The following is a 22998-nucleotide window of genomic DNA, read 5'->3' on the forward strand; positions in this document are numbered from 1 at the left end:
GGTTAAGGTCCGGCGGGTGTTTCGCAATGGTTTGTGATGATGTCGATTGCGATGGTGGCTTTGTAGCTGCGCCGGTCTATGTTGGGTCCGCGGGCTTGGTACTTGGAGTTCGAGCGTTTGATCATCCGGGTTTTCACCCGGATCCGGCGGTCGGGTAGCAGGTGGGCCAGGACCACGCGGCCGATGGCGCCGACCAGGTCGATGACCGTGTCAGCGATGACGCCGGCGGCGTTGGTGATCTGGTCGCGGGCGGTGTTCAGGGCGATGGTGAAGCTGGCCCGGTCGGGGCTGGTGGCGGGCTGGCTGTCGGTGGCATCGGTCATAGCGGTGCGGAGGACCTGGTAGACGGTGAGCAGGGCGTAGATCTCCTGGTCGATGCCGCCGGGGGTGCGGGCACGCAGGACCCGGCCGCCGAGGATGCTGGATTTCAGCTCCAGATAGGCGGTTTCGATCTCCCATCTGCGGTGATACAGCTTCATCAATTCGCCGGCGGGATGGGTGTGCGGGTCGAGCAGGGTGGTGATCAGCCGGTAGCCACCGGTGCGGATGCCGTCGGTGGTGGTGACGCTGATCTGGGCGTCGATGACCCGCACCCGTACCGTGCCGATCGTCGAGAGCCAGGACCCGTCGCGGTAGCGGGTGATCACGGGCAGGCGGCGGCCGTTCTTGCAGCGGATCAGCAGGTCGGCCCTGGTCGCGGCGAGTGTGGTGATGAGGTCGGCGGCGGCATAGTTACGGTCGGCCAGCAACAGCATCCCGGCCCGCAGGCTACGGGCCAGGGTGCGGGCCTGGTCGAGTTCACCGGTGCTGACCGGGCCGAACACGGCGTCGATGATCGAGCGGGTGCCGCAGGTCAGCAGGACACTCAGCCTCACTGCCGGGTAGCCGGCCCCGCCGTGGTTACCCCGTTGTTTGCGGTAACGGTCCCGGACCGCCTCGGCGTCGGCTACCGACATCATGGTCCCGTCGATCGCGGTCACCAGCAGCCCCCGCCAGCGCACGGCATGGTTCGCCGTGGTGACGGCCGGGCCACGGAGCAGATCAAACAACGCCCGCAGCGGCGCGGACCCGAGCCGCTGCCGTGCCTCACGTAACGTCCCCGAGGACGGCTCGGCCAGGCCCAGCCCGGCCAGACCGGCGGTCAGTTTCTGCCACACCTGCCCGTAGCCGAGTTCGGCGAACAGACAACCTGCCAGAACGAGATAGACCACCACCCGGGCCGGCAGCAGTCGGATCCGCTGCTGCGTACGGCGGGTCGCAGCGAGGATCTCATCGACCATCTCGAAGGGTATGAACTGGGTCAACTCACCCAGATGACCCGGTGCGAACACACCCGCGGCTACCCTCACCGTACGGGTTATGGCAATCTGATCAACCAAAGCGGAGTTCCTGGTCTCGAGGGTGTCTTGGAGTGACTCACCTCAATACCGGAACTCCGCTTCCTCATGCCCGAACGACACACCCCTCGACAGCCACCACAACGCCTTAACCGAGCGGCGTTGCCTCTAGGGGTCGCACGCCCCTCGGAGGGTTCGCGCGTCGGCCAGCACCTCCGCGGAGCAACCCCGGGGCCAGAGCTGCGGAGACGTCCGGAGCCACCGGGGCCGACGGTCAGTCAGGTCGCGGCGGCACCGTCCGGTGCTGGCGCCGTCGTGCGCTGCCGCCAGCGGGTGTACCAGGGCGCGTCCGGTGCCCCGTCGAGGATCCCCCCGTCCGGATCGTCCGGGTAGGTGGCGCGGACCGGGTCACGTTCCGGGTGCAGGACGTCCCGCACGATCAGCACGCAGAGCAGCACCACCGTGGCCAGCCGCAGCGTCGAGGCCAGCACGAACACGCCCTCCGGGAAGACCGGCCGGCTGGTCGCCGAGCCGAGCAGTTCGCCGTAGAACGCGACGAAGTAGCAGACCTCGGCGACCTGCCACGCCAGGAATGCCCCCCAGCGCGGTCGGGCCAGCACCGCCAGGGGCAGCAGCCAGAGCACGAACTGCTGGGACCAGACCTTGCTGAAGATCAGGAAGGCGGCGACCACGAGGAACGCGAGCTGGGCCAGGCGCGGGCGACGCGGGGCCAGCAGCGCCAGCCCGGCCACGCCGAGGCAGGCCAGGCCGAAGAGTGCGTACGAGAGGTAGTTGAGCGTGGGAATGTTGGCGTTCAACCACTCGAACGGCCCCTGTTCGGTGGGGCTGCCCGGATTGATCTTTCCGTCGAGGTACCGCCCGATGTACCAGAGCGTGCCCCAGTCGATCGGCCGGGTGCTGTTCAGCTCGAAGAAGCGGTCCCAGTTCTCCCGGTACGGCACGGCCGCCGGCAGGTTCACCGCGACCACGGTCAGGGCCGCCGTACCGAGGGCGGTGACTGCGGCGCGCACCCGCCCGGCGCGGAGGGCGAGCACCAGGATCGGGCCGAGGACGAACAGTGGCCACATCTTGGCCGCGCCGGCCAGGCCGAGCAGCACCCCGGCCAGGGCCGGCCGGCTGCGGGCCCAGGCCAGCAGCCCCAGCGCGCCGAGGCCGACGGCGAGCAGGTCCCAGTTGACGGTGGCGGTGAGCAGCAGCGCCGGGGCGAGGGCGAAGAGCGCGGCGTCCCACGGTCGTCGGCGGCGCAGGGCGAGGATGACGGCGACCGTGACGACGGCCAGCGCGCCGAGCACCAGCGCGTTCAGGTTGTAGAACCACATGCCCTGGTTGATGCCGGGATCGTCCACCCCGACGGCGTGCACCGGCAGGCCCAGCGCCCCCATGAAGTACCCGGTGAGCACCGGGTACTCGACCGGGTGGTCCCGGTAGGGGACCTTGCCCTCGTTGATGCCCTCGGCGTAGTAGAGGGCGAGCACGTCGGTGTAGCAGAACCGGGTGTACTGGATGTTGTTCTGCCAGGCGCCGTCCTGGCAGGGCGACTTCTGCACCCAGTGCAGGGCCAGGGTGAGGCAGGTCAGGGCGAGCACGATCCGTACCGCCGTCCAGAAGCGACGCTCCGAGCCAGCCGGCCGGTCTCGGGCGACCGCGTGGTCGCCGAGCGGGCCGCCGATGAGCTGGGATGCGCCCCGGACGAACCCGTCGGACCGGGACGGATGGTCGCTGCGCTCGGCGTCGTCGATGCCAGGGGTCGCCTGCGTGCTCATAAGGTGCATCCTGCACTACGTCAGCGCCACGTCGCGCCCTTGAGCCTCCGCGGCAACGAGTTTCCAATCGATCACGCACGCCGCACGTGCCGGACACGGCCGGACCTTGCGGATCTGTTCCGGCTGAGCCGGATGACACCTGGCCGGACTCCCGGCACCCCTCTCAAGGGACGCGATGGTCAGTTCGGGCACTCACCCGACCTTTGCGCCTCCGCCTAATTAACTCCATTGTCAAACATTTTAAATATCCTTGACAAAGATCGAAGTTTAGCTATTATAGCTGGGCGCACTTCAATCGGCGACACGGGGGATTAATGGATTACTATTTTCTGGGCCCATCATCGATAAAGATAGACGGGGCTCATATATCCCTACCCGGCCCCCGCACCAGAAATCTCTTGGCGGCGTTACTGATAACGCCCAACAAGACCGTTTCCGTGGATCGCCTGATCGACGCGGTATGGAATCAGCAGCCGCCCGCCACAGCACGTCAACAGGTCCAGAACCGGCTGGGCAGGCTTCGCCGCCTGCTCGCGCCGATCCCGAATCAGCAGATAGTGCGCGTCGGCGGAGGATATCGCCTCGAGGTTGACGAAGATCGGATCGACGGACACAAGTTCCGGGCGCTCTGGGCGGACGCGGACCGGGCTCGACGCTCGAGCCGGCTTGATCACTCTATCAAGCTCCTGCGTGACAGTCTCAGCCTTTGGCGAGGGTCAGCTCTCGAGGACATCGATTCCCAGAAACTCAGAGCGCAAGCGGTCCGATGGGAAGAAGACCGAATCAAGGTCATCGAAACCCTCATCGAATTGGAGTTCACCCGGTCTCGACACTGCGCCGTAACCGGTGACCTGCAAGGCTGGATCCACCATTATCCCTACCACGAGGCCCTGCACTGCCGGCTGGCTGAAGCGCTACACATGGCATGTCGCACAGCTGAGGCATTGGAGGTGCTGCGCCAGTTGATGGCCAGGATGACCACGGTGTCGACGACGCGTGAAAAATGACCCTGTGTCGACGGGTCAAAACTGACCCCCTTCAGTGATCTTGAGTTAAGACATGGAGGGTGATCAAAGTGGAGGATTGGGCGGAAATCCGCCGGCTCTACCTGGCCGAGCAGATGCCGATCAAGGCGATCGCACGCAGGCTCGGGCTGTCGCGTAACACGGTCCGTAGCGCGGTTCGGTCGGTGCAGCCGCCGAAGTACGTGCGGGCGGCGAAGGGCTCGATCGTGGACGCGGCCGAGCCGCGGATCCGGGCGTTGTTGAAGGAGTTTCCGGACATGCCGGCGACGGTGATCGCGGAGCGTATCGGTTGGACGCGGTCGTTGACGGTGCTCAAGGAACGGGTCCGTGAGTTGCGGCCGGTGTATGCGCCGGTTGATCCGGCTTCGCGCACTGTCTACGGGCCTGGCGAGCGGGCGCAGTGTGATCTGTGGTTCCCGCCGGCGCCGGTTCCGTTGGGGTTCGGGCAGGTGGCCTCCCCGCCGGTGCTGGTGATGGTGTCGGGCTATTCCCGCTGGTTGTGCGCGACGACGATCCCGACGCGGTCCGCGGAGGATCTGGTCCTGGGGCAGTGGGCGGTGTTGGGTCAGCTGGGTGGGGTGCCGCGGGAGTTGGTGTGGGACAACGAGTCCGGGGTGGGCCGCTACGGTGGCGCGCAGCCCAAACTCACCGCGCAGTTCAGCGTGCTACGCGGGATGGTGGGCACCAGGGTGCGGATCCTGCGCCCGCGGGATCCGGAGTCCAAGGGCCTGGTCGAGCGTGCCAACGGCTATCTGGAGACCTCCTTCCTGCCCGGACGCCGGTTCGCCAGCGTGGCCGATTTCAACATCCAGTTGGCTGATTGGATCGCCCTGGCCAACACCCGGCCGAAGCGGGCACTCGATGCGGCGGCGCCGGCCGATCGGATCGGCGCGGACCGGGCCGCGATGGGCGCGTTGCCGCCGATCGAGGCCACGGCGATCGGCTGGCGGCACACGGTACGACTCGGACGTGACCACTACGTCCGGCTCGACAGCTGCGACTACTCGGTGCACCCGAACGCCGTGGGGCACCGGGTCGAGGTCACCGCCGATCTGCACACCGTGCGCGTCCTGCGCTCCGGTGTTCTGGTCGGCGAGCACGAGCGGTGCTGGGCCCGGCAGCAGACCATCACCGACCCCGAGCACACGAAGGCGGCCGCGGTGATGCGGCAGGCGTATCAAGACCGGCCCCGAGGCCGCGCCGCGGCCCAGGTCGCGTGTCGGGACCTGGCCGACTACGACCGGATCCTCGGCACCAGCGGCGACGACCTGGCGGAGGTGGCCTGATGACCCCCACCACCACGGCGGCGCAGGCGAGTGCGCTGACCGCCGCCGCGTCCTTGCTGGCCACCGCCGCGTTGATGGACGCCGTCGGCGCGCAACGCGTGTCGGTGACCGTGGCCGACATCGACATCGACATCCAGGTCCCGGCCCGCACCGGCACCGAAGCGGCCCGGGCGGCGGTCGTGGCCGCCTACGCCCACGCGTTGTCGACGCCGGTGCAGCGCCGCGCCGGCGGCCCGCACACGTGGATCGAGGCCCACGGCACCATCGCCGGCCACCCGGTCCACGTCTGGACCATCGCCGACGTCGAACCGGCCACGCGACAGGCGATGGCCTGATGCCCACCAAGACCACCACCCACCCCGGCCGCACCGGCACGCCGACCAGCCGGGACACCACCGCCGAGATCGCCTACCTGACCCGCGCGCTCAAGGCGCCGACCCTGCGTGACGCCGTCACCCGACTGGCCGACCGCGCCCGCACCGAGAACTGGACACACGAGGAATTCCTGGCCGCCTGCCTCCACCGTGAGGTCGCCGCCCGGGAGTCCCACGGCGGTGAGGGCCGCATCCGCGCCGCCCGCTTCCCCGCCCGGAAGGCCCTGGAAGAGTTCGACTTCGACCACCAGCGCTCGTTGAAACGCGACCTCCTCGCCCACTTGGGCACCCTCGACTTCGTCGCCGCCCGAGACAACGTGGTGTTCCTCGGCCCTCCCGGCACCGGCAAGACCCACCTCGCCACCGGCCTGGGCATCCGTGCCTGCCAAGCCGGCCACCGCGTCGCGTTCGCCACCGCCGCCGAATGGGTCGCCCGACTGGCTACCGCGCACAACGCCGGCCGACTACAGGACGAGATCACCAAACTCGGCCGCATCCCACTGATTATCATCGATGAGGTCGGCTACATCCCGTTCGAACCCGAAGCCGCGAACCTGTTCTTCCAACTCATCTCCGCCCGCTACGAACGCGCCAGCCTCATCGTCACCTCGAACAAACCCTTCGGCCGCTGGGGCGAGGTCTTCGGCGACGACACCGTCGCCGCCGCCATGATCGACCGCCTCGTCCACCACGCCGAAGTCATCAGCCTGAAAGGAGACAGCTACCGCCTCAAAGACCGCGACCTCGGCCGCGTCCCCGCAGCCACCAACGACGACCGATGAACAACCAGGGGGTCAAATTTCGGCCGCCGCTAAAGGGTCAAATTTCGAATGTCGTTGACACACGGACCTTGGAATCAGTGCGGGCACAGAAGTGCAAGGTCTGTACCGCCGCCTCCTGGCCTCTGCGGACGGGAAGGGGCTCTCCATCGAGTTGGCCCCGCACGTTACGGCAGCACTTCACCAGGTGTTGATGGAGACCTCACGGGCCCTCAAGCTGCTCAACTCCACGATCGCCAGCGGTTGACGTAGGCGCGGGACGGATCGGGGTAGATCCGTCCCACGCCGTTCGGTCACGCACAGCAGCTACGTGCAGGCTTCCAGCCACCCGGTCGGCCGGGTCGCGAAGTCGGGGACCGGGCCGGCCAGCGGACGAGTCGTAGAAGAACAAACAGGCCTCAGGACTCTGGTTCGCGGCCATCATGGGCGTCCAGCCCTCTTCACCCGCATAGCCCGCCAGCGTCTTCCGGTACACCGTGGAGCCGATGGTGCTCTTGATCCGCGCCTCCCCGGTGCTGCCGGGGTAGTTCGTATAGCGCGTCCAGTACGCCTGGCACGCCGAGGAGTATCGGAGCTCGATGAAAACACCATTCTTCGCGGTGACGTAGTCCACGGTGGTGGCGGTGGAGCAGCCCAACGCCACCGGGTCCTTGCCGTTACAGGACAGGTAGCCGCTTCGATGATCGTGCCGGGAGCCGTCACCGTTTTCCCATCATCCCGCCACACCTGCCGGCTCTGCCGGCCGTGGTTCATCGCCCGATGTTCGGCACCGGCCCGGGCGGGGTGCGCCCGCCGGGAGAGCCTCCGCAATCCCCGCATACGGGCTGTCCGAGCAGCCGCGCCGAAAGAAGTCGCCGGTTGAGCGGAGGGTGTTCCGCTCAACCGGCGACTTCAGTCGGACAGTGCTTCGACGGCACAGGCCGAGAAGGGTACGTGGTGGCGCCTCAGTCGTCGCCATACCGGGGTGTTGGTGACACCAGGTCACCGCCGCCACCGCCGCCCGGACCGGGCGGGTTGCCCGGGTTGGGCGGGGTGGTCGGGTTAGGCGGGGTGGTCGGCCCGGGGTTACCACCCCCGGGGTCCTGGCAGCGGATGTTCAGCGGGTCAACACAGGGCGGGTTCTGGCCGGGCGGCGGGGTGGTCGGCGGCGGAGGCGGCTCGACGCCGTTGCCCGCGTTCACGTCACCACGGCCCGTGATCTCCGGCAGATCGATCTTGTCAGCGCCCTTGAGCGCCGTCTCCATGTAGCGTTCCCAGATGTCGGCGGGCAGACCTCCACCACCGATGTCGTTCTTGTTCTTGTCGAGGATCTTCGGCTTCTGCGGATCCTTGCTACCGACCCAGACAGCGGTGGCGAGTTGGGGGGTGTAGCCGACCATCCAGGCGTCCGCGTTGTTCTTGGTGTTGCCGTACTGCCAGGTGCCGGTCTTGCCAGCGGCCTCCCGGCCGTCGAGGGCGTTGTCGACGCTGCCGGGAATCTTCTTCAACACGGCGGTCACCTCGCGAGCGACCTCCCGCTTGATCCGTTGCTGCCCAAGGAGCTTCTCACCGGTGCCGGGGACCTTCTCCCACTTTCCGGTCTCCTTGTTCTGCTGCTCGACCAAGAGCACGAAGTGTGCCTTGTTGTACGAGCCGTCGTTGGCGAGGGTGGCCAGGCCGTTGGCGTGGTCCAGCACGGTGACCGGGAACTGGCCGTAGGCGATGACCTCGTCGAACTTCGAGGGGGAGAGCTTCTCCGGCTCGCTCTTCAGCAGGTTGTAGGCCTTCACCGGCTCCCGGGTCCACATGGTGGTGATGCCGGCCTGCCGAGCCATCTCGACCACCTTGGCCGGCTTGATCTTGCTGGCCACGTGGTAGAAGGGCACGTTGTACGACTGGACGGTCGACTCCTCCAGCGTGCACCACCGGTTGCAGCGGCCGTTGGCACTGACGTCCCGGCCCGCGTTGCCGATCTCGTCGGCGAAGCCCTCCGGCTTGAACGGCTTGGCGTCCCAGTGCGAGTTCACCGAGATACCCTCGTTGATCGCTGCGGCGAGGGTATAGATCTTGAACGTCGAGCCCGGCGGGTGGCCCCCCGACAGTTCACCGTTGACGTCGGTGTTGAAACCCGCGTAGTCGATGTGCGTGCCGTTGTCGCCCCCGTAGTAGGCCAGCACCCGGCCGGTCTTCGGGTCGATCGAGACCACCGCCGCCATCAGGTTCTTCGGCTGGTCGTAGAGCTCGGAGCCCTTCACCGCCTGGCGCGCGGTATCTTCCGCCGCCTTTTGCATCTTCGGGTCGATGGTGGTGGTGATCCGGTAGCCGCCGTTACGGAGCGCGTCGACGCAGCTCACCTTCCCGGCCGCGCCGGATTCGGAGCAGACGCCCCACTGCTCCAACTCCTTGCGGACGTAGTTGACCACGTTGCCGGTCGGGGAGTCCACGCCGAAGCCGTTCGACTTCTCGGCCTGCATCTTCGGGAACTCGGTCGGCCGTTCGGCGGGCTTCAGCCAGCCCTCTTCCACCATTCCGCCGAGGACGTAGTTCCACCGGTCCTGTGCGGCCTTGGCCGCCTCCGGGCCCTTGGTCGGGTCGTACCCCGGATGGGTGCCGCTGGCCTGCGGCTGCTTGATCACCCCGGCCAGCGCCGCCGCCTGCGCCACGTCGAGGTCCTTCGCCGACTTCCCGAAGTACGCCTTCGCCGCCGCCTCGACTCCGTACGCTCCCCGACCGAAGTAGATCGTGTTCAGGTAGTGCTGCATGATCTGGTCTTTGGAGTACTGCTCGTTCAGCTTGGAGGCGAGGATCGCCTCCTTCACCTTCCGGGCGTACGAGTCGTCCTTCAGGCCGTCATAGGCGTTCCGCGCGTACTGCTGGGTGATCGTCGAGGCGCCCTGCTTGGTACCGCCGGTGAAGTTGTTCCAGGCGGCGCGGGCGATGCCCTTGTAGTCGACCCCCGAGTGCTCGTAGAAGTTGCGGTCCTCGGCGGCGGCCACGGCGTGCTGCACGTAGGGCGGGATGTCCTTGATCGTGACGAACTCGCGGTTCTCGCTGCCGAGCTTGGCGACGACGCCCTTCTTGTCCTTCATGAGGACGGTCGTCGCCAGGGGCAGCGGCACCTCGTTGGGGAGGACCACGTTGGTTGAGTAGTAGGTGAAGCCGACCACGCCTCCACCGACGAGCATGATGAGGACCGCGAAGCTGGCGATCAGGATGTTCACTCGCCTGCGCTTCTTCGCCCGCCGCCGGGTGTCCGGGTCCTGGCTGCGGCTGCGCCGGCCGGGGCCGGTCGGCCCGCCGGGGCCGTCCAGGTCCGGGCCGGATCCTCCCGGCGGGGAAACGCTGGCCCGGGCGACGGTGGCCCGGCCGGCCATCCCGCCGGCTGCCGCACCACCGACTGCGGCCGAGCCGACCGAGGCGCGACCGCTGGAGCCGCCGACCGAGGCGCGACCGGCCGAAGCGGGGCTGACCGGGCGCGCCGAGCCGACCGAGGCCCGGCCGCTGGAGCCGTTCCCCACCGGGGCCCGACCGGCCGGGGCACCGCCGGCCGCGGGCGGCACCGGCACCGACGCCCGACCCGAACCGGCCCGACCGACCGAGGCCGAGCCGGACGGGGGCGGGCTGATCGGGGGGGCCATGCCGGGACGCGGCACGGAGGCGGAACCGGACACCGACGCGCGTCCGCTCGACCCGGCCGCCCGGGGTGTCGGGGTGGCCCGGCCGCTGGGTGTCGCGCCATCGCGCCCGGAAGACCATCCGGTTCCCCGGCTCTCCGCGCCGGGGCGGCGGTACGCGTCGTCCGCCCCCGGCCCGGGGTCACCGTCCGAGCCCGGAATCCGGGCCCGCCCATGCGGGGAACTGGGATCGCCGTACGAGTTCATTCCTCACACCCTGCCGGTCGCGGTGGGACGCGAACACGCCACCACCGGTTTGCCGTGAGCTGTGCCACGTGGTCTCTCCGCCCGAGAATCTCGGGACGGGAGCCGCGGTATCTGCGCCGACCGGGGCGATCCGCCGGAATGGCTGCCGATCGTCCCGCTCGTCGTCGTTGTCGGCGGCCGCCGAGGCGCGGGGTTCACCGTTGCGCCTCTCGCCTCCGTCGCACGGCCGGACCACCGACCGCGTCCTGTTCCTGCCCGTCGTCCATGCCCGCGACCAGGCCGTCCCGGCCGAGCTGGAACTGCTCGACGAGATGGTTCCAGTCACAGCCGAGGCACACCTCCACCACGAAGACCTGGAACTCACGCAGAGTCAGCGCCAGGACCGGGAGTTCGTCCCGGGTGCGCGCCTGGCCGGCGGACTGCTTCAGTTCGTCCCCGTAAATGTAGTGGACGTGAGTCAGGTTCTCCCGTCGGCAGATCGGGCACCGTTGGTCGGTCGGTTCGCCATGGAACCGGGCCGCGTTCTTCAGGTACGGCGACGCGTCGCAGACGTCGTACGTGCCGACCCGGCCGGACAGGACCTCACGCAGCACCGCCCGCTTCTGGAGCGAGTAGTCGACCACCTGGCGCTGCGTACGCATGCGGCAAAGGGTACGCGCTCCGGCCGGACCGGGCGACAACGCTCACGTTCGGTCACGACACGAATCCCCCAAGGGGTTTGCCCCGCTGAGGGCGAGCCGCTAAGTTGCGATGTATCGGTCCGATACATCGCGTCGGCCACCGGTCCGTGGTCAGGGAAGAGAGAGGATGGCCCGTGCTCGAGCTAGCCATCCTCGGCCTGCTTCAGGAGTCCCCGATGCACGGCTACGAGCTGCGCAAGGAGCTCGCCGCCAAGCTGGGCGCGATCCGGGCGGCCATCAGCTACGGCTCGCTCTACCCCACGCTGCGCCGGCTCCAGGCGGCGGGATGGATCACCGAAGCCGACGAGACACCGGCGACCGCCGAGGAGGTTCCCGCGCTGACCAGCCGACGCGGTCGGGTGGTCTACAAGATCACTGCCGAGGGCAAGGAACGCTTCGCCCAGCTGATCGCCCAGGCCGGTCCGGAGACCTACGACGACACCGGCTTCGGCGTGCACTTCGCGTTCTTCGCCCGCACCGACCAGGCCACCCGCCTGCGGATCCTGGAAGGTCGGCGACGCAAGATCGAGGAGCGCCGCGAGGGTCTGCGCGACGTGCTGGCCCGGGCGGCCGAGCGTCTCGACGCGTACACCCTGGAACTCCAGCGCCACGGCCTCGACGCCTGTGAGCGCGAGGTCCGCTGGCTGGAGGAGCTCATCGCCAACGAGCGCTCCGGCCGGGCCCCGACCGCCCCGGGCACCGGGACGGTCGACGGTCCACGAGAAGACACCAGCCCGCCTCCGCCTGGAGAGTCCAGGAATGAGCGGCCGTGATGAAGAAGAAGGAGGCAGACGCTATGGGCTCCGTCCGCGTCGCCATCGTCGGTGTGGGTAACTGCGCCTCGTCCCTCGTACAGGGCGTGGAGTACTACCGGAACGCCGACCCGAACGATCGCGTCCCGGGTCTCATGCACGTCACCTTCGGCGACTACCACGTCTCGGACGTGCAGTTCGTCGCGGCGTTCGACGTGGACGCCAAGAAGGTGGGCATGGACCTCGCCGAGGCGATCGTGGCCAGCGAGAACAACACGATCAAGCTGTGCGACGTGCCGCCGACCGGCATCACCGTGCAGCGCGGCCCGACCTTCGACGGCCTGGGCCAGTACTACCGCGAGATCATCGAGGAGTCGGACGCCGAGCCGGTCGACGTCGTGCAGGCACTGCGCGACGCGCAGGTCGACGTGGTGGTCTCCTACCTGCCGGTCGGTTCCGAGCAGGCCGACAAGTTCTACGCCCAGGCGGCCATCGACGCCGGCTGCGCGTTCGTGAACGCCCTGCCGGTCTTCATCGCCTCGGACCCCGAGTGGGCCAAGAAGTTCGAGGACGCGGGCCTGCCGATCGTCGGTGACGACATCAAGAGCCAGGTCGGTGCCACCATCGTGCACCGGGCGCTGGCGAAGCTGTTCGAGGACCGTGGGGTCGAGCTGCTGCGCACGTACCAGCTCAACTTCGGCGGCAACATGGACTTCATGAACATGCTGGAGCGCAACCGGCTGGTCTCGAAGAAGATCTCGAAGACCCAGTCGGTCACCTCCCAGGTGCCGCACGAGATGGCCAAGAGCGACGTGCACATCGGCCCGTCCGACCACGTACCGTGGCTCGACGACCGCAAGTGGGCGTACATCCGCCTGGAGGGCCGCTCCTTCGGTGACACCCCGCTGAACGCCGAGCTGAAGCTCGAGGTGTGGGACTCGCCGAACTCGGCCGGTGTCATCATCGACGCCGTCCGGGCCGCGAAGATCGCGCTGGACCGGAAGATCGGCGGCCCGATCCTGTCGGCCTCGTCGTACTTCATGAAGTCCCCGCCGGTGCAGTACGCCGACCACGACGCGCACGCCGCCGTCGAGGCGTTCATCGCCGGCGAGGTCGAGCGCTGACGCGCTGACCACCGCACACCGTCGAGGGCCGGGTCCGTATCGGACCCGGCCCTCGCCGTCTGGCTCAGGCCAACGTCCCCAGCAGCACGGTTGGATAGTCTCGCTGTACGTCAACCACGCTCGGCACTACTGCTCCTCCTTGGTGAGTCGGTCGAGCAGATCCTGTTGAACGGCTCCGACGTTCATGCCGAGCGCCGCCAGGAAGCCACGCTCTGCCAGCCGTCGGTACGGGCACGGAAACGGGTCGCCACACACGCAGCGGCCGGCGTCCGCGAGCCGGTGGCTGCGGTGCAGCCGGTGGCTCAACCGCCAGACGGTCGGTGACACGCACTCGACCGGCGGTTCGGCGGGCGGGTCCGCCGGGTCGAACGTGAGCCGCATCAGCTCATCGCCAGCCCGAGCCGCCACCGCCACGCGCGGGTGAGCACTGCGCCGGCTGGTCGGCGGCCCCGAGGTGATGCGTGCGCAACTCGCCCATCTGCGGAGCGTGGCCGGGTGGCCCAACGTGGAGATCACGGTTCTGCCGTCCGTCGCGGGCGCGCACGCCAGCCCGGACGGGCCCTTCGACGTCTTCCGGATGCGCCGGCCCTACCCACCCGCCGGCTGCATCTCCACCGCCGTCGGCACGGTAGTGGTGGAAGGAGAGAAGGCCGCTTCGCTCATCCAGCGCTACGATCGGCTACGGCGTGCGGCCCTGCATAACGGTGCCGCGCAACGGTTCCTCTTCGATCTGGAAGCACGTCTGGAGTGAACGCATGGCGAGTGTCGACCGGCCCGGAGCGCAGGAACTGGGCGAGGTGGCCTGGCACGTGAGCACCCGCAGTGGCAACGGCGGTGGTAACTGCGTAGAGGCCGGGCCGGTGCTCGACGGCAGCCGGCGGGTCGCCGTACGCGACAGCAAGGACCGCAGCGGGCCGGTCCTGGTCTACTCCGCGACTGCCTGGACGGCCTTCGTCGCCGGTCTACGTGCGGGCGGGGAATCACCCTCCTGACGGACCCGGCACCGGCCGCCCGGCGGGTCGTCGGTTGCCGTGGATCTGAGACAGCCGTAGAGACATCGCCTCCTGCCACGGTCTGATCGCGGGGCAGCTGCTGGAACTGGAGGTCAGGACCAGGCGCGTTGGAGTGCCACCCGGGCCTCCAGCTCCAGCAGGTGCACCTTGCGGGGCAGGCCGCCACCGAAACCGACCAGCTTCCCGCCCGCCCCGACGATCCGGTGGCACGGCACGATCACCGGGAGCGGGTTCCGGTTGCAGGCCACCCCGACCGCCCGCGCCGCACCGGGATCGCCGACCGCCTTCGCCACCTCGCCGTAGGTTACCGTCTCCCCGTACGGGATGCGGGTCATCTCCCGCCACACCGCCCGCTCGAACTCCGAACCCCGGCGCGCGACCACCGGCACGGTGAACTCGACCAGCTCCCCCGCGAAGTACGTGTCCAACTCCGCCACGGTCCGCCGGGACAGCTCGCTCCGGGCCGGGCCGGCCGACTCCACCCGTCCGAAGTGCACGCCGCAGACCGCCGTGTCGTCCACGGCCACGGAGAGTTCGCCGATCGGGGTGTCGAGCACGGTCCAGCGCATGACCTCATTGTCCAGCTCGCGGCGACAGGATCCGCCGCTGCCCCAGCGATGGCCGCAACCGGTGATCAGGTGGCACGGTTTGTTCAAGTATCAGCAGGAGCGATCGCGGGAACTTCGGGAGTGGGACAGTGAGCAGCCAGGAAGCCGGCTGGCGCCCGTACCCGGGCACCTACACCGCGTCCTGACCGACGCGGTCTCCCATTGGCTCACGCCTGCCTGAGGGGCTGGCCGGGGTCACTGACGGGTCACGGTCGGGCGGCCCTCCGGGTCTACGGGGGTCCCGGTGGTTCGCACGTCTTGTGGGTTCGCACGTTCAGGGCCGGCGGTGGGGGCAAAGCGGCCTTGCCCCCACCCAACCGTGGCGGGAATCCAGGCAGGCCGGGCACCTGACAGGCCCGGTACGCCGACCGCGTCTGGGCCTCCGGTTGGTGCGGCTTAACGGGAAGAAATCAGTCGTAATCATGTGTTAATACTGGATGAGTACATTTCGAAGATGCCGGTCTTTAAGTTGCTTCGGCACGATTTCCCTGCGTCGATCGTGGTCTTTCTGATCGCGATCCCGTTATCCCTGGGTATCGCCGCGGCCTCCGGGGCGCCGCTGCTGGCCGGGCTGGTCGCCGCCGTCGTGGGCGGTATTGTCGCTGGCGCGCTCAGCGGCGCCCCGCTACAGGTCAGCGGGCCGGCGGCCGGCCTCACCGTGATCGTCGCGGGCACCATCGTCGAATTCGGCTTCGCCGGCACCGCCGCGATCGTGGCCGTCGCCGGCCTGATGCAGATCCTGCTGGGCATCACCCGCCTCGGCCGGGCAGCGCTCGCTCTGTCGCCAGCAGTCGTGCACGGCATGCTCGCCGGCATCGGTCTGGTCATCGCGCTGAGCCAGATCCACGTGGTACTCGGCGGTGCGCCACAAAGCTCTGCGTGGGCGAATCTGCGTGACCTGCCCGGCCAGATCGTCGGTCACCACGGTGTGTCCGTGATGCTCGGCACCCTGACCATCGCGCTGATGCTGATCTGGCCACGTCTAGTCAAAACCACCCTACTGCCGGCGGCGCTAATCGCCGTGGTTGCCGCCACTGTGGTCGCGGCGGCCCTGGGCGCCGACGTGGAGCGGGTGGACCTGCCCGCCGAGCCGCTGAGCGAACTGACCCTCGCCCGCTGGCCGGACGCGCCGCTGCGGGAAATCACCGTGGCTGTCATCACCATCGCACTGGTGGCGAGCGTGGAATCCCTGCTTTCAGCGGTAGCCGTTGACCGGATGCACGACGGCCCCCGCGCCAACCTCAACCGTGAACTCATCGCTCAGGGCACCGCGAACGCCGTCTCCGGCACGCTCGGCGGTCTCCCAGTCACCGGCGTCATCGTGCGAAGCTCGACCAATGTCGCGGCCGGCGCCCGCACCCGCGCCTCCGCCATCCTGCACGGCGTCTGGATCGCCGGGTTCGTATTGGTCTGCGCCGCATGGTTGGAAATGATCCCGATGGCCGCGCTCGCCGCCGTCCTCGTCTTGGTCGGCTTGCGGCTGGTGAGCCTCGCTCAGATCCGCACGTATGCCCGGCACCGGGAACTGCCCATCTATCTGATCACCGCGGTCGGCGTGACCGCGACGGATCTGCTCACCGGGGTCGGGCTGGGCATGGCGACGGCAGTGCTCTTCATGCTGTGGCGGTTGGCCCGGTGCGAAATTTGGACCACCCAACCGGCATCCGGCACCTGGCTCGTGTCGATCACCGGAACCCTCGCCTTCATCGCCTCCGAGCGGCTCACCCGCCGACTTGCCGCGCTACCCCCCGCTCAGTACGTCGAACTCGAACTGCACCTTGATTATCTCGATCACGGCGCCTACGAAACCATCCGCGACTGGCAGGAGTCCTACACGCGAGCCGGCGGTCAGGTCCACATCAGCGAGATAAACGACTCTTGGTTCCACCGTGCGGCATCCGACGGGCTCGGCATCGGCAAACGCATCCCCCGCCTCCTCGGCTCGTGGTCACGTTGGCAGGGTGCCGACCGCGACCGCCAGGATGCCATGACAGTCGGCATCCAAGAGTTCGAGCGCAGCGTAGCGCCGCTGGTCCGGCCCGAACTCGCAGACCTGGCCCACACCGGCCAGGCCCCCGACCAGCTGTTCATCACGTGCGCTGACTCCCGCCTGGTACCCAACCTGATCACCGGCAGCGGCCCGGGTGACCTGTTCTGCGTTCGCAACATCGGCAACATCGTGCCTCCGAAGGGTGCCCCCGACACCTCGGTCAGCGCGGCGATCGAGTACGCGATCAACGTCCTCGGCATCACCACCATCACCGTTTGCGGACACTCCGGCTGCAGTGCAGTGCGAGCCCTGACGAGCGGCGCACTTGCCGCTGACTCGGCACTGGGCCGCTGGCTCGCCCAGTCAGGCGTGCATTTCCAGGACCCGGCCGACGAAGAAGCCTGCTGCATCGCCAACGTCACGCAGCAACTAGCGAACCTGCGCACCCATCCCGCCGTCAGCGCCGCCGTCGCGGCCGGCCGCCTCAACCTGACCGGCATGTACTTCGACCTCGCCCAGGCCCGCATGTACGCCGTCGACCCCGACCTTCGCCTACACCACCCAATCTCCACCTGAACCGCAGATACTGCTGCCGCCGATCGAGCACGGCGACGCCGTCGGGGGTCCGACCGCACCGTCAACCACGGCGGCGGGGTGTCGCTGGGCCAGCACAATCGTCCTGGCTGCGGAATGCCCCTCGACGGGGAACCCGCGCCATCACCGGCGTTCAGCCGTCGTCCAACCGGTGGTTCCGTGAGGTTGCCTCAGGTAACTAGCCTGCAGGTCGTGGCCACCGGAACGCTCGTCTTCCTCGTCGTCGGCGCGGTGAGCGTCGTGGTGCTGGCGTTCGCCCTGCTCGGCGGGGAACTGCTGCACGTCGTCCACCCCACTGTCGACGGGCCGGTCTCCCTGGAGGTGGTGGCCGGTTTCACCGGTGCCCTCGGCTTCGGCGGGGCCATCGCCAATGAGCTGATCGGGGGCGGCAGCCCTGGCCTGATCGCCGGTGCGGCCGGCGTCGGCGTCCTCGCGGCGGTGCCCGCCGCATGGTTCGCCGCCCGGCTCGGGCGCGCCGCCCGGACCATGCGCACCGACCCGACCCCCACCCGCGAGCACCTGGTCGGCACGCTCGGCGTGGTCGTCACCCCGATCCCCACCACCGGGTACGGCGAGGTCCGGGTACGCCTCGCCGGGCAGCCGGTGAAGCTCAACGCCCGGGCCGACCGGCCGCTCCCGGGCGGCACCCAGGTCTTCGTCGTGGAGACCCTCAGCGAGACCAGCGTGCACGTCGAGCCGTACTGAACCTTTTCGCAGAGAGACGGACCCCTACATGCCCCTCCTCATCGCCATCGGCGGAGCGGTACTGCTCCTCCTCGTCCTGGTGCTCTTCGTGCTGTCCCGGATCAAGGTGGCCGGACCGAACGAGGCGTTCATCGTCACCGGCCGGAAGGGCCGCACCACCCAGACCGCCGACGGCGGCCGGCTGACCGACAACTCTGGGCAGAAGGTCGTCCTCGGCGCGTCGGTCTTCGTCCTGCCCGTGGTGCAGAAGCTCCAGTCCCTCGACCTGTCCAGCCGGCGGATCGACGTCGGCATCAAGGGCGCGGTGAGCAAGCAGGGCATCCGCACCGACCTGCACGGCGTCGCCATCGTCAAGGTGGGCGGCACCGAGGACGCGATCCGGGCCGCCGCCCAGCGGTTCCTGCACCAGCAGGACGAGATCGAGGACTTCACCCGTGAGGTGCTGGCCGGCGCGCTGCGCTCGATCGTCGGCCGGCTCACCGTCGAGGAGGTCATCCGGGACCGGGCGGCCTTCGCCAGCGCGGTCGCCGAGGAGGCCGAGCACTCGATGACCAACCAGGGCCTGGTGCTGGACACCTTCCAGCTCCAGGACATCCTCGCCGAGGGGTCGTACCTCCAGGACCTGGGCCGGCCGGAGGCGGCGCGGGTGCTCAAGGACGCTTCCATCGCCGAGGCGCGGGCCCGGCAGCAGGCCGAGCAGGAGCGGTTGCTCGCCGAGGAGGTCATCGCCGAGGCGAACCGGAACCTGGCGTTGAAGCAGGCCGGCATTCAGGCCGAGATCGACGCGGCGAAGGCGAAGTCGGCGGCGGCCGGGCCGCTCGCCCAGGCCGAGCGGGACCAGGCGATCCTCACCGAGCAGCAGAAGGTCGCCGAGCGCAACGCCGAACTGAAGCAGCGTCAGCTCGACACCGAGGTCCGCAAGCCGGCCGACGCGGCCCGGTACAAGGTCGAGCAGGAGGCCGAGGCGGCGCGCAACGCGGCGGTGCTGAACGCCGACGCGCAGCGGCAGGCCACCATCGCCGCCGCCCAGGCCGCCGCCGAGCAGGCCCGGTTGACCGGTGAAGGTGAGCGGGCCCGCCGGGCCGCGCTGGCCGAGGCGAACGCGATCGAGGGTGCCAAGGAGGGTGAGGCCGAGCAGCGCCGCCGGAGCGCGATCGCCGAGGCGGTCGAGCGGGAGGGCCGCGCCGAGGCCGAGGCCATCCTGGCCAAGGGGCAGGCCGAGGCCGAGGCGATGGCCCGCAAGGCCGAGGCGTTCGCCGCGTACGGCGAGGCCGCCGTGCTGGACCTGCTGGTCCGGGTGCTGCCGCAGGTGGTCGAGGCGGCCAGCGCCCCGATCGGCGCGATCGACAAGATGACCGTCATCTCCACCGACGGCGCGTCGTCGCTGACGAAGTCGGTGGCCGGCAACGTCGCCCAGGGCCTCCAGCTCGGCTCCGACCTGACCGGTATCGACCTGCCCGGCCTGCTCGCCCGGCTCGGCGCGGCCCGGACCGACGGCACGGCCCCGGTGACGACCACGGCGGTCGAGACCGGCAGGTAGCACAGCCCGCTTCGAGGCCCCGCCCACCCGCGCGGTGGGCGGGGCCTCGTCACAATTGTCTGGTACGTATCCCGACATGGACGCTGCCGTACCTTATCCACTCGCCCGTGGTGGTCGCTTTGCCGATCGCCGACCGCCGGGAGTCGTACCGCTTCTATCGGGAGGCGCTGGGTCACACCGCCGTCGGCGAGCTGGCCTCCGACGGGGTGCCCGAGCCGCTGCGGTTCGTCGTCAACGAGGGTCTGCGCCGCGGTGTCGATCGGACGGGGTGACAGAGGGTATGCGTCCCGCCCCGCCATCCCAGCGTTCCGAAGCACCGCCCGCGCCAGTGACCTACTTGCGGTCGGCCACGTACGTTCCCCGGCCGGTGAACGTCACGACCAGTCCACGCTCCCGGAGCAGGCGGATCGCCGCTCGGACCGTGCCGCGACTGACGCCGTACTGCTGTTGGAGCTGGCTCTCACTCGGCACCGGCTGACGCGGCTTGAGCTTCTCCTCCTCGATCTGCTTGGCGAGAAGGTCTGCGAGCTGGACGTAGAACGCAACCGGGGACATCTCGTCAACCATGTGCCGGACCTTATGGACGACAAACCTGGATAGGAGGTTCAGGAACGGGTTGAACAGGATGAACGAGTTACCCGCCCTATACAGGATGGACGGGTTGGGTTACCTTCTGTAGGTGCAGGTAAACGCTCCGACAGGGGGTCCGCCCGTGCCTGGGAGAAGGACGCCGTCCCTGGTCCAGACCGCCTGGTACGTCCTCGAGTACCACCGCCACCACGACTGCCCGCGCTGCACGCATAGCGGCTGGTGCCCGGAGGTCGCGGTGGCCCGGACCCGGATCATCGCGTGGCGTCGCTACCGCAGGCCGTGAACCGCCGCCCCGGCAACCAGCCACCAGTCGGACGGCAGCTCAGGGCCGGTGACCTCTTCGAGGTCACCGCAGCGGCGAGCGTCCAGTTCACCGTCCGGCCGATCGTGTTCCGGCTGATCCGGGTGCTCGACTGGGTCACCTTCGACGGGTGGATCTGGCTCGACGGCTACCAGCTTGACGCCAAGGGAGACGCCGTGGCCCGACGGTCGATCTTCGTACAGCCGGCGGGGCTGCGAAGGCTGACCGAGGTCAGCGCTCCACGCCCCCGTCGGGTCCCCAACTCGGGACGGCACGCCTCCACCGGTACGGCACGGCCCGTCCGACCTTCCGCCAGCCGGACCGCTTCGTCACCCCGGAACGAGCGATGAGAGCAGGGCCACGGTCTCGGCCGGGCGGACCAGCACCCCGACGTGGCTGGCATCCAGCGACCGGACGTCGAACGGGTTGTCGGGAGTCAGCGCGTCGGCCTCGGCGATGAACCGGTCCTGGAGGGCGACCGGCATCGAACGGTCGGCGGTGAGCCGCACGTAGGTGCGGGGAATGGTGCCCCACGTCGCCGCGTCGGCCCGCTCCTCGCCGGGGTCCAGGCTCTCGTCCGGTTCCAGGGTGTTCAGGTAGCCGTAGAACTCGTCGTCGGTGCCGTCGGCCAGGCATGCCTCCCGGAGCAGGGCGAGCAGCTCCGGATCGGCGGTACGCCAGTTGAAGCGCAGCGCGCCGAGTTCCATCGGGTTCGCGGCGAGCAGGCCGCCGACGCCGTGCAGGACGCTCGACGCGTTCTCGGCCGAGGTCTGGTAACCGGCCGGGGTGTCGTTCACGCAGCACCACGCCGAGATGTAGACCAGCCGGTCCACCAGCTCCGGCGCGGCGTTGCCGACCCCGGTCAGGGTGATGCCGCCCCGGCTGTGCCCGACCAGGATCACCGGGCCGTGCGTGCGCACCCGCCGCAGCACGTCCAGCACGTGCGCCACGTTGTCCGCGTGGCCGATGCCGGCCATCGCGCTCGGCGTGGTCGCCAGCGCGGCGAGGTCCTGTGGTGCCTGGTACGCCGCCGGGAACGTCGCGCCGAACCCGTGCCCGGGCAGGTCGACGGCGAGCGACCGGTGACCGTGCAGGGCCAGCTCCCGCTGCATGGGCGCCCAGGTGAACGAGTTGCAGCCGGCGCCGTGGACGAAGACGAAGGTCGGCGCCATCAGTCGACGATCCCCCCGGCGCGCGCCCAGCGCAGCAGCTCCGCCTCGGCGGCGTCCCGGTCGAGTGGGCCGTGCTCCAAACGTACGTCCTTGAGGTGTTTCCAGGCCCGCCCGACGATCGGCCCCGGCGGCACGCCGAGCAACTCCATGATCGCGTTGCCGTCCAGGTCGGGACGGACCCGGGCCAGGTCCTCCTCGGCCGCGATCCGGGCGATCCGCTCCTCCAGCGCGCTGTAGTCCGACGCGAGCTGGGCGGCCTTGCGCCGGTTGCGGGTGGTGCAGTCCGAGCGGGTCAGCTTGTGCAGCCGGGGCAGCAGGTCACCGGCGTCGGTGACGTACCGGCGGACGGCCGAGTCGGTCCACTCGCCCCGGCCGTACCCGTAGAAGCGAAGGTGCAGGCCGACCAGCTTGGTGACCTGGGCGGTGACGTCCTTCGGGTAGCGCATGGCCTTCATCCGGGCCTTGGTCAGCCGCGCGCCGACCACCTCGTGGTGGTGGAAGCTCACCCGGCCGTCCGAGCCGATCGCCTTGGTCGCCGGCTTGCCCACGTCGTGCATGAGGGCGGCCATCCGGAGGATGAAGTCGGGGCCGTCCTCCTCCAGCGCGACCGCGTTGCTGACCACGGTGAGCGTGTGCTCGTAGACGTCCTTGTGCTGGGCGTGCTCGTCGATCTCCAGCTTGAGGCCGGTCAGTTCGGGGAGGAACCGCTCGGCCAGCCCGGTGTCGACCAGCAGCCGCAGCCCGGTGACCGGGTCGGCGCCGCTGAGCAGCTTGGTGAACTCGTCCCGGATCCGCTCGGCGGTGATCCGGTCCAGGTCGGCGGCCATCCGGGTCATCGCCACGCGGACGTCCGGGTGCACGGCGAAACGGAGCTGCGCGGCGAACCGCGCCGCCCGCAGCATCCGCAGCGGGTCGTCGCCGAAGGACTCCCGGGGCGTCCCCGGGGTACGGATCACCCGGGCGGCCAGGTCGTCCAGGCCGCCGTACGGGTCGGTGAAGCGATGCTCGGGCAGGCTCACCGCCATCGCGTTGACGGTGAAGTCGCGCCGCTTCAGGTCGTCGGTCAGGTTCGTCCCGTACGCCACCACCGGGTTGCGGCTGACCTGGTCGTACGACTCGGCGCGGAAGGTGGTGATCTCCAACCGGAGGCCGCCGCGCTGCGCGCCGATGGTGCCGAACTCGCGTCCGGTCTCCCAGATCGACTCGGCCCAGCCCTTGAGCACCTTGAGCGTCTGGTCCGGGTGGGCGTCGGTGCAGAAGTCGAGATCCTCGCCGAGCCGGCCGAGCAGGGCGTCCCGGACCGAACCGCCCACCAGGTGCAGCTCGTGGCCGGCACGGGCGAACCGGCGGCCCAGTTCGTCGGCGACCGGGGAGACGCGGAGCAGTTCGGCGACGGCGTTGCGCTGCGCGGCGGTGAGCTGGCGGCGGTCGGCGGCGTGGGGTACGGAGGCTTCGGACATCGGAGCGCCAGCCTAGCGGTCCG

At 69.3% G+C, this 22998-nt stretch carries 22 protein-coding genes and 1 pseudogene; 13 read left to right on the top strand and 10 right to left on the bottom strand.

Going from position 1 to position 22998, the window contains the following annotated elements; genetic code table 11:
- Positions 1 to 2: 2 nt before the first annotated feature.
- Both GA0074694_RS06560 and GA0074694_RS06565 read right to left on the bottom strand, forming a co-directional pair.
- The gene (locus GA0074694_RS06560; RefSeq protein WP_281189712.1) at positions 3 to 1349 is read right to left on the bottom strand and encodes an IS4 family transposase; all 1347 of its coding nucleotides are present in this window, start codon (positions 1347 to 1349) and stop codon (positions 3 to 5) included.
- Between the two features lie 266 nt (positions 1350 to 1615).
- Entirely contained in the window at positions 1616 to 3121 is a 1506-nt protein-coding gene (locus GA0074694_RS06565) for a glycosyltransferase family 87 protein (RefSeq protein ID WP_091453976.1), read from the bottom strand.
- A gap of 314 nt (positions 3122 to 3435) precedes the next feature.
- On the opposite strand from GA0074694_RS06565, the gene GA0074694_RS06570 reads away from it, so the two are divergent.
- The 4 genes from GA0074694_RS06570 to istB are packed head-to-tail and all read left to right on the top strand — an operon-like array spanning position 3436 to position 6588.
- Complete coding sequence (locus GA0074694_RS06570; RefSeq protein ID WP_091453980.1) at positions 3436 to 4128, top strand: AfsR/SARP family transcriptional regulator; 693 nt, start codon at positions 3436 to 3438, stop codon at positions 4126 to 4128.
- A gap of 59 nt (positions 4129 to 4187) precedes the next feature.
- Positions 4188 to 5432, top strand: coding sequence for an IS21 family transposase (istA, locus tag GA0074694_RS06575; protein WP_091453983.1), 1245 nt, complete (start codon positions 4188 to 4190; stop codon positions 5430 to 5432).
- Positions 5432 to 5767, top strand: a complete 336-nt coding sequence (locus tag GA0074694_RS06580; protein WP_091453986.1) for a hypothetical protein — start codon at positions 5432 to 5434, stop codon at positions 5765 to 5767. The genes istA and GA0074694_RS06580 overlap by 1 nt, the downstream gene beginning before the upstream one ends.
- On the top strand, positions 5767 to 6588 hold the full coding sequence (gene istB / locus GA0074694_RS06585; RefSeq protein WP_091453989.1) for an IS21-like element helper ATPase IstB: 822 nt from the start codon (positions 5767 to 5769) through the stop codon (positions 6586 to 6588). Before GA0074694_RS06580 ends, istB begins: the two co-directional genes overlap by 1 nt.
- 199 nt (positions 6589 to 6787) lie before the next feature.
- On the opposite strand, the gene GA0074694_RS06590 is transcribed toward istB, so the two are convergent.
- The 3 genes from GA0074694_RS06590 to GA0074694_RS06600 form a co-directional block, all read right to left on the bottom strand.
- A complete protein-coding gene (locus GA0074694_RS06590; RefSeq protein WP_091453991.1) occupies positions 6788 to 7252 on the bottom strand; it encodes a DUF2690 domain-containing protein in 465 nt (154 codons plus the stop codon).
- A gap of 277 nt (positions 7253 to 7529) precedes the next feature.
- Entirely contained in the window at positions 7530 to 10445 is a 2916-nt protein-coding gene (locus GA0074694_RS06595; protein ID WP_091453995.1) for a transglycosylase domain-containing protein, read from the bottom strand.
- Positions 10446 to 10639: 194 nt separating this feature from the next.
- Positions 10640 to 11086, bottom strand: a complete 447-nt coding sequence (locus tag GA0074694_RS06600; protein WP_091453997.1) for a DUF5318 domain-containing protein — start codon at positions 11084 to 11086, stop codon at positions 10640 to 10642.
- Positions 11087 to 11259: 173 nt separating this feature from the next.
- On the opposite strand from GA0074694_RS06600, the gene GA0074694_RS06605 reads away from it, so the two are divergent.
- A complete protein-coding gene (locus tag GA0074694_RS06605) occupies positions 11260 to 11898 on the top strand; it encodes a PadR family transcriptional regulator (RefSeq protein WP_091454001.1) in 639 nt (212 codons plus the stop codon).
- A 23-nt stretch (positions 11899 to 11921) separates the two neighbouring features.
- On the top strand, positions 11922 to 13001 hold the full coding sequence (locus GA0074694_RS06610; RefSeq protein ID WP_091454004.1) for an inositol-3-phosphate synthase: 1080 nt from the start codon (positions 11922 to 11924) through the stop codon (positions 12999 to 13001).
- Positions 13002 to 13127: 126 nt separating this feature from the next.
- On the opposite strand, the gene GA0074694_RS06615 is transcribed toward GA0074694_RS06610, so the two are convergent.
- Positions 13128 to 13382 (bottom strand): hypothetical protein, encoded by a 255-nt coding sequence (locus GA0074694_RS06615; protein ID WP_091454006.1) that lies wholly within the window; start codon positions 13380 to 13382, stop codon positions 13128 to 13130.
- A gap of 43 nt (positions 13383 to 13425) precedes the next feature.
- On the opposite strand from GA0074694_RS06615, the pseudogene GA0074694_RS06620 reads away from it, so the two are divergent.
- Positions 13426 to 13752: pseudogene (locus GA0074694_RS06620) on the top strand (Scr1 family TA system antitoxin-like transcriptional regulator); the annotation flags it as partial.
- 4 nt (positions 13753 to 13756) lie between these two features.
- Complete coding sequence (locus GA0074694_RS06625; protein ID WP_091454008.1) at positions 13757 to 13993, top strand: DUF397 domain-containing protein; 237 nt, start codon at positions 13757 to 13759, stop codon at positions 13991 to 13993.
- A gap of 113 nt (positions 13994 to 14106) precedes the next feature.
- Here the strand turns inward: GA0074694_RS06625 and GA0074694_RS06630 are convergent, their stop codons facing one another.
- On the bottom strand, positions 14107 to 14583 hold the full coding sequence (locus GA0074694_RS06630) for a methylated-DNA--[protein]-cysteine S-methyltransferase (RefSeq protein WP_091454011.1): 477 nt from the start codon (positions 14581 to 14583) through the stop codon (positions 14107 to 14109).
- 493 nt (positions 14584 to 15076) lie between these two features.
- Between GA0074694_RS06630 and GA0074694_RS06635 the strand changes: the two genes are divergently transcribed.
- The 4 genes from GA0074694_RS06635 (at position 15077) to GA0074694_RS31480 (ending at position 19723) form a co-directional block, all read left to right on the top strand.
- On the top strand, positions 15077 to 17188 hold the full coding sequence (locus tag GA0074694_RS06635) for a SulP family inorganic anion transporter (RefSeq protein ID WP_091454015.1): 2112 nt from the start codon (positions 15077 to 15079) through the stop codon (positions 17186 to 17188).
- Positions 17189 to 17389: 201 nt separating this feature from the next.
- Positions 17390 to 17911, top strand: a complete 522-nt coding sequence (locus tag GA0074694_RS06640; RefSeq protein WP_245714719.1) for a hypothetical protein — start codon at positions 17390 to 17392, stop codon at positions 17909 to 17911.
- A 28-nt stretch (positions 17912 to 17939) separates the two neighbouring features.
- Positions 17940 to 19451 carry a flotillin family protein gene (locus GA0074694_RS06645; protein ID WP_091454022.1) on the top strand — a complete coding sequence of 504 codons (1512 nt, stop codon included), beginning with the start codon at positions 17940 to 17942 and terminating at the stop codon, positions 19449 to 19451.
- Positions 19452 to 19558: 107 nt separating this feature from the next.
- On the top strand, positions 19559 to 19723 hold the full coding sequence (locus GA0074694_RS31480) for a hypothetical protein (RefSeq protein ID WP_176737802.1): 165 nt from the start codon (positions 19559 to 19561) through the stop codon (positions 19721 to 19723).
- Between the two features lie 61 nt (positions 19724 to 19784).
- On the opposite strand, the gene GA0074694_RS06650 is transcribed toward GA0074694_RS31480, so the two are convergent.
- Entirely contained in the window at positions 19785 to 20018 is a 234-nt protein-coding gene (locus GA0074694_RS06650) for a GntR family transcriptional regulator (RefSeq protein WP_091454026.1), read from the bottom strand.
- A 303-nt stretch (positions 20019 to 20321) separates the two neighbouring features.
- On the opposite strand from GA0074694_RS06650, the gene GA0074694_RS06655 reads away from it, so the two are divergent.
- Complete coding sequence (locus GA0074694_RS06655; protein WP_245714720.1) at positions 20322 to 20693, top strand: hypothetical protein; 372 nt, start codon at positions 20322 to 20324, stop codon at positions 20691 to 20693.
- On the opposite strand, the gene GA0074694_RS06660 is transcribed toward GA0074694_RS06655, so the two are convergent.
- Together GA0074694_RS06660 and GA0074694_RS06665 are read right to left on the bottom strand one after the other, a co-directional pair.
- A complete protein-coding gene (locus GA0074694_RS06660; protein ID WP_091454029.1) occupies positions 20673 to 21515 on the bottom strand; it encodes an alpha/beta hydrolase in 843 nt (280 codons plus the stop codon). The genes GA0074694_RS06655 and GA0074694_RS06660 overlap by 21 nt on opposite strands.
- Positions 21515 to 22975 (bottom strand): CCA tRNA nucleotidyltransferase, encoded by a 1461-nt coding sequence (locus GA0074694_RS06665; RefSeq protein ID WP_091454033.1) that lies wholly within the window; start codon positions 22973 to 22975, stop codon positions 21515 to 21517. Before GA0074694_RS06665 ends, GA0074694_RS06660 begins: the two co-directional genes overlap by 1 nt.
- Positions 22976 to 22998 lie beyond the last annotated feature (23 nt).

Origin of the sequence: Micromonospora inyonensis, assembly GCF_900091415.1 — a bacterium.
In the GTDB taxonomy this organism is placed as follows: Bacteria; Actinomycetota; Actinomycetes; order Mycobacteriales; family Micromonosporaceae; genus Micromonospora; species Micromonospora inyonensis.

Excerpts from the sequence above, each read along its gene's own strand:
- GA0074694_RS06565 (WP_091453976.1), bottom strand. The coding sequence starts at position 3,121 with ATGAGCACGCAGGCGACCCCTGGCATCGACGACGCCGAGCGCAGCGAC.
- GA0074694_RS06570 (WP_091453980.1), top strand. The coding sequence starts at position 3,436 with ATGGATTACTATTTTCTGGGCCCATCATCGATAAAGATAGACGGGGCT.
- GA0074694_RS06580 (WP_091453986.1), top strand. The coding sequence starts at position 5,432 with ATGACCCCCACCACCACGGCGGCGCAGGCGAGTGCGCTGACCGCCGCC.
- istB (WP_091453989.1), top strand. The coding sequence starts at position 5,767 with ATGCCCACCAAGACCACCACCCACCCCGGCCGCACCGGCACGCCGACC.
- GA0074694_RS06595 (WP_091453995.1), bottom strand. The coding sequence starts at position 10,445 with ATGAACTCGTACGGCGATCCCAGTTCCCCGCATGGGCGGGCCCGGATT.
- GA0074694_RS06600 (WP_091453997.1), bottom strand. The coding sequence starts at position 11,086 with ATGCGTACGCAGCGCCAGGTGGTCGACTACTCGCTCCAGAAGCGGGCG.
- GA0074694_RS06610 (WP_091454004.1), top strand. The coding sequence starts at position 11,922 with ATGGGCTCCGTCCGCGTCGCCATCGTCGGTGTGGGTAACTGCGCCTCG.
- GA0074694_RS06615 (WP_091454006.1), bottom strand. The coding sequence starts at position 13,382 with ATGCGGCTCACGTTCGACCCGGCGGACCCGCCCGCCGAACCGCCGGTC.
- GA0074694_RS06625 (WP_091454008.1), top strand. The coding sequence starts at position 13,757 with ATGGCGAGTGTCGACCGGCCCGGAGCGCAGGAACTGGGCGAGGTGGCC.
- GA0074694_RS06630 (WP_091454011.1), bottom strand. The coding sequence starts at position 14,583 with ATGCGCTGGACCGTGCTCGACACCCCGATCGGCGAACTCTCCGTGGCC.
- GA0074694_RS06635 (WP_091454015.1), top strand. The coding sequence starts at position 15,077 with ATGCCGGTCTTTAAGTTGCTTCGGCACGATTTCCCTGCGTCGATCGTG.
- GA0074694_RS06645 (WP_091454022.1), top strand. The coding sequence starts at position 17,940 with ATGCCCCTCCTCATCGCCATCGGCGGAGCGGTACTGCTCCTCCTCGTC.
- GA0074694_RS06650 (WP_091454026.1), bottom strand. The coding sequence starts at position 20,018 with ATGGTTGACGAGATGTCCCCGGTTGCGTTCTACGTCCAGCTCGCAGAC.
- GA0074694_RS06660 (WP_091454029.1), bottom strand. The coding sequence starts at position 21,515 with ATGGCGCCGACCTTCGTCTTCGTCCACGGCGCCGGCTGCAACTCGTTC.
- GA0074694_RS06665 (WP_091454033.1), bottom strand. The coding sequence starts at position 22,975 with ATGTCCGAAGCCTCCGTACCCCACGCCGCCGACCGCCGCCAGCTCACC.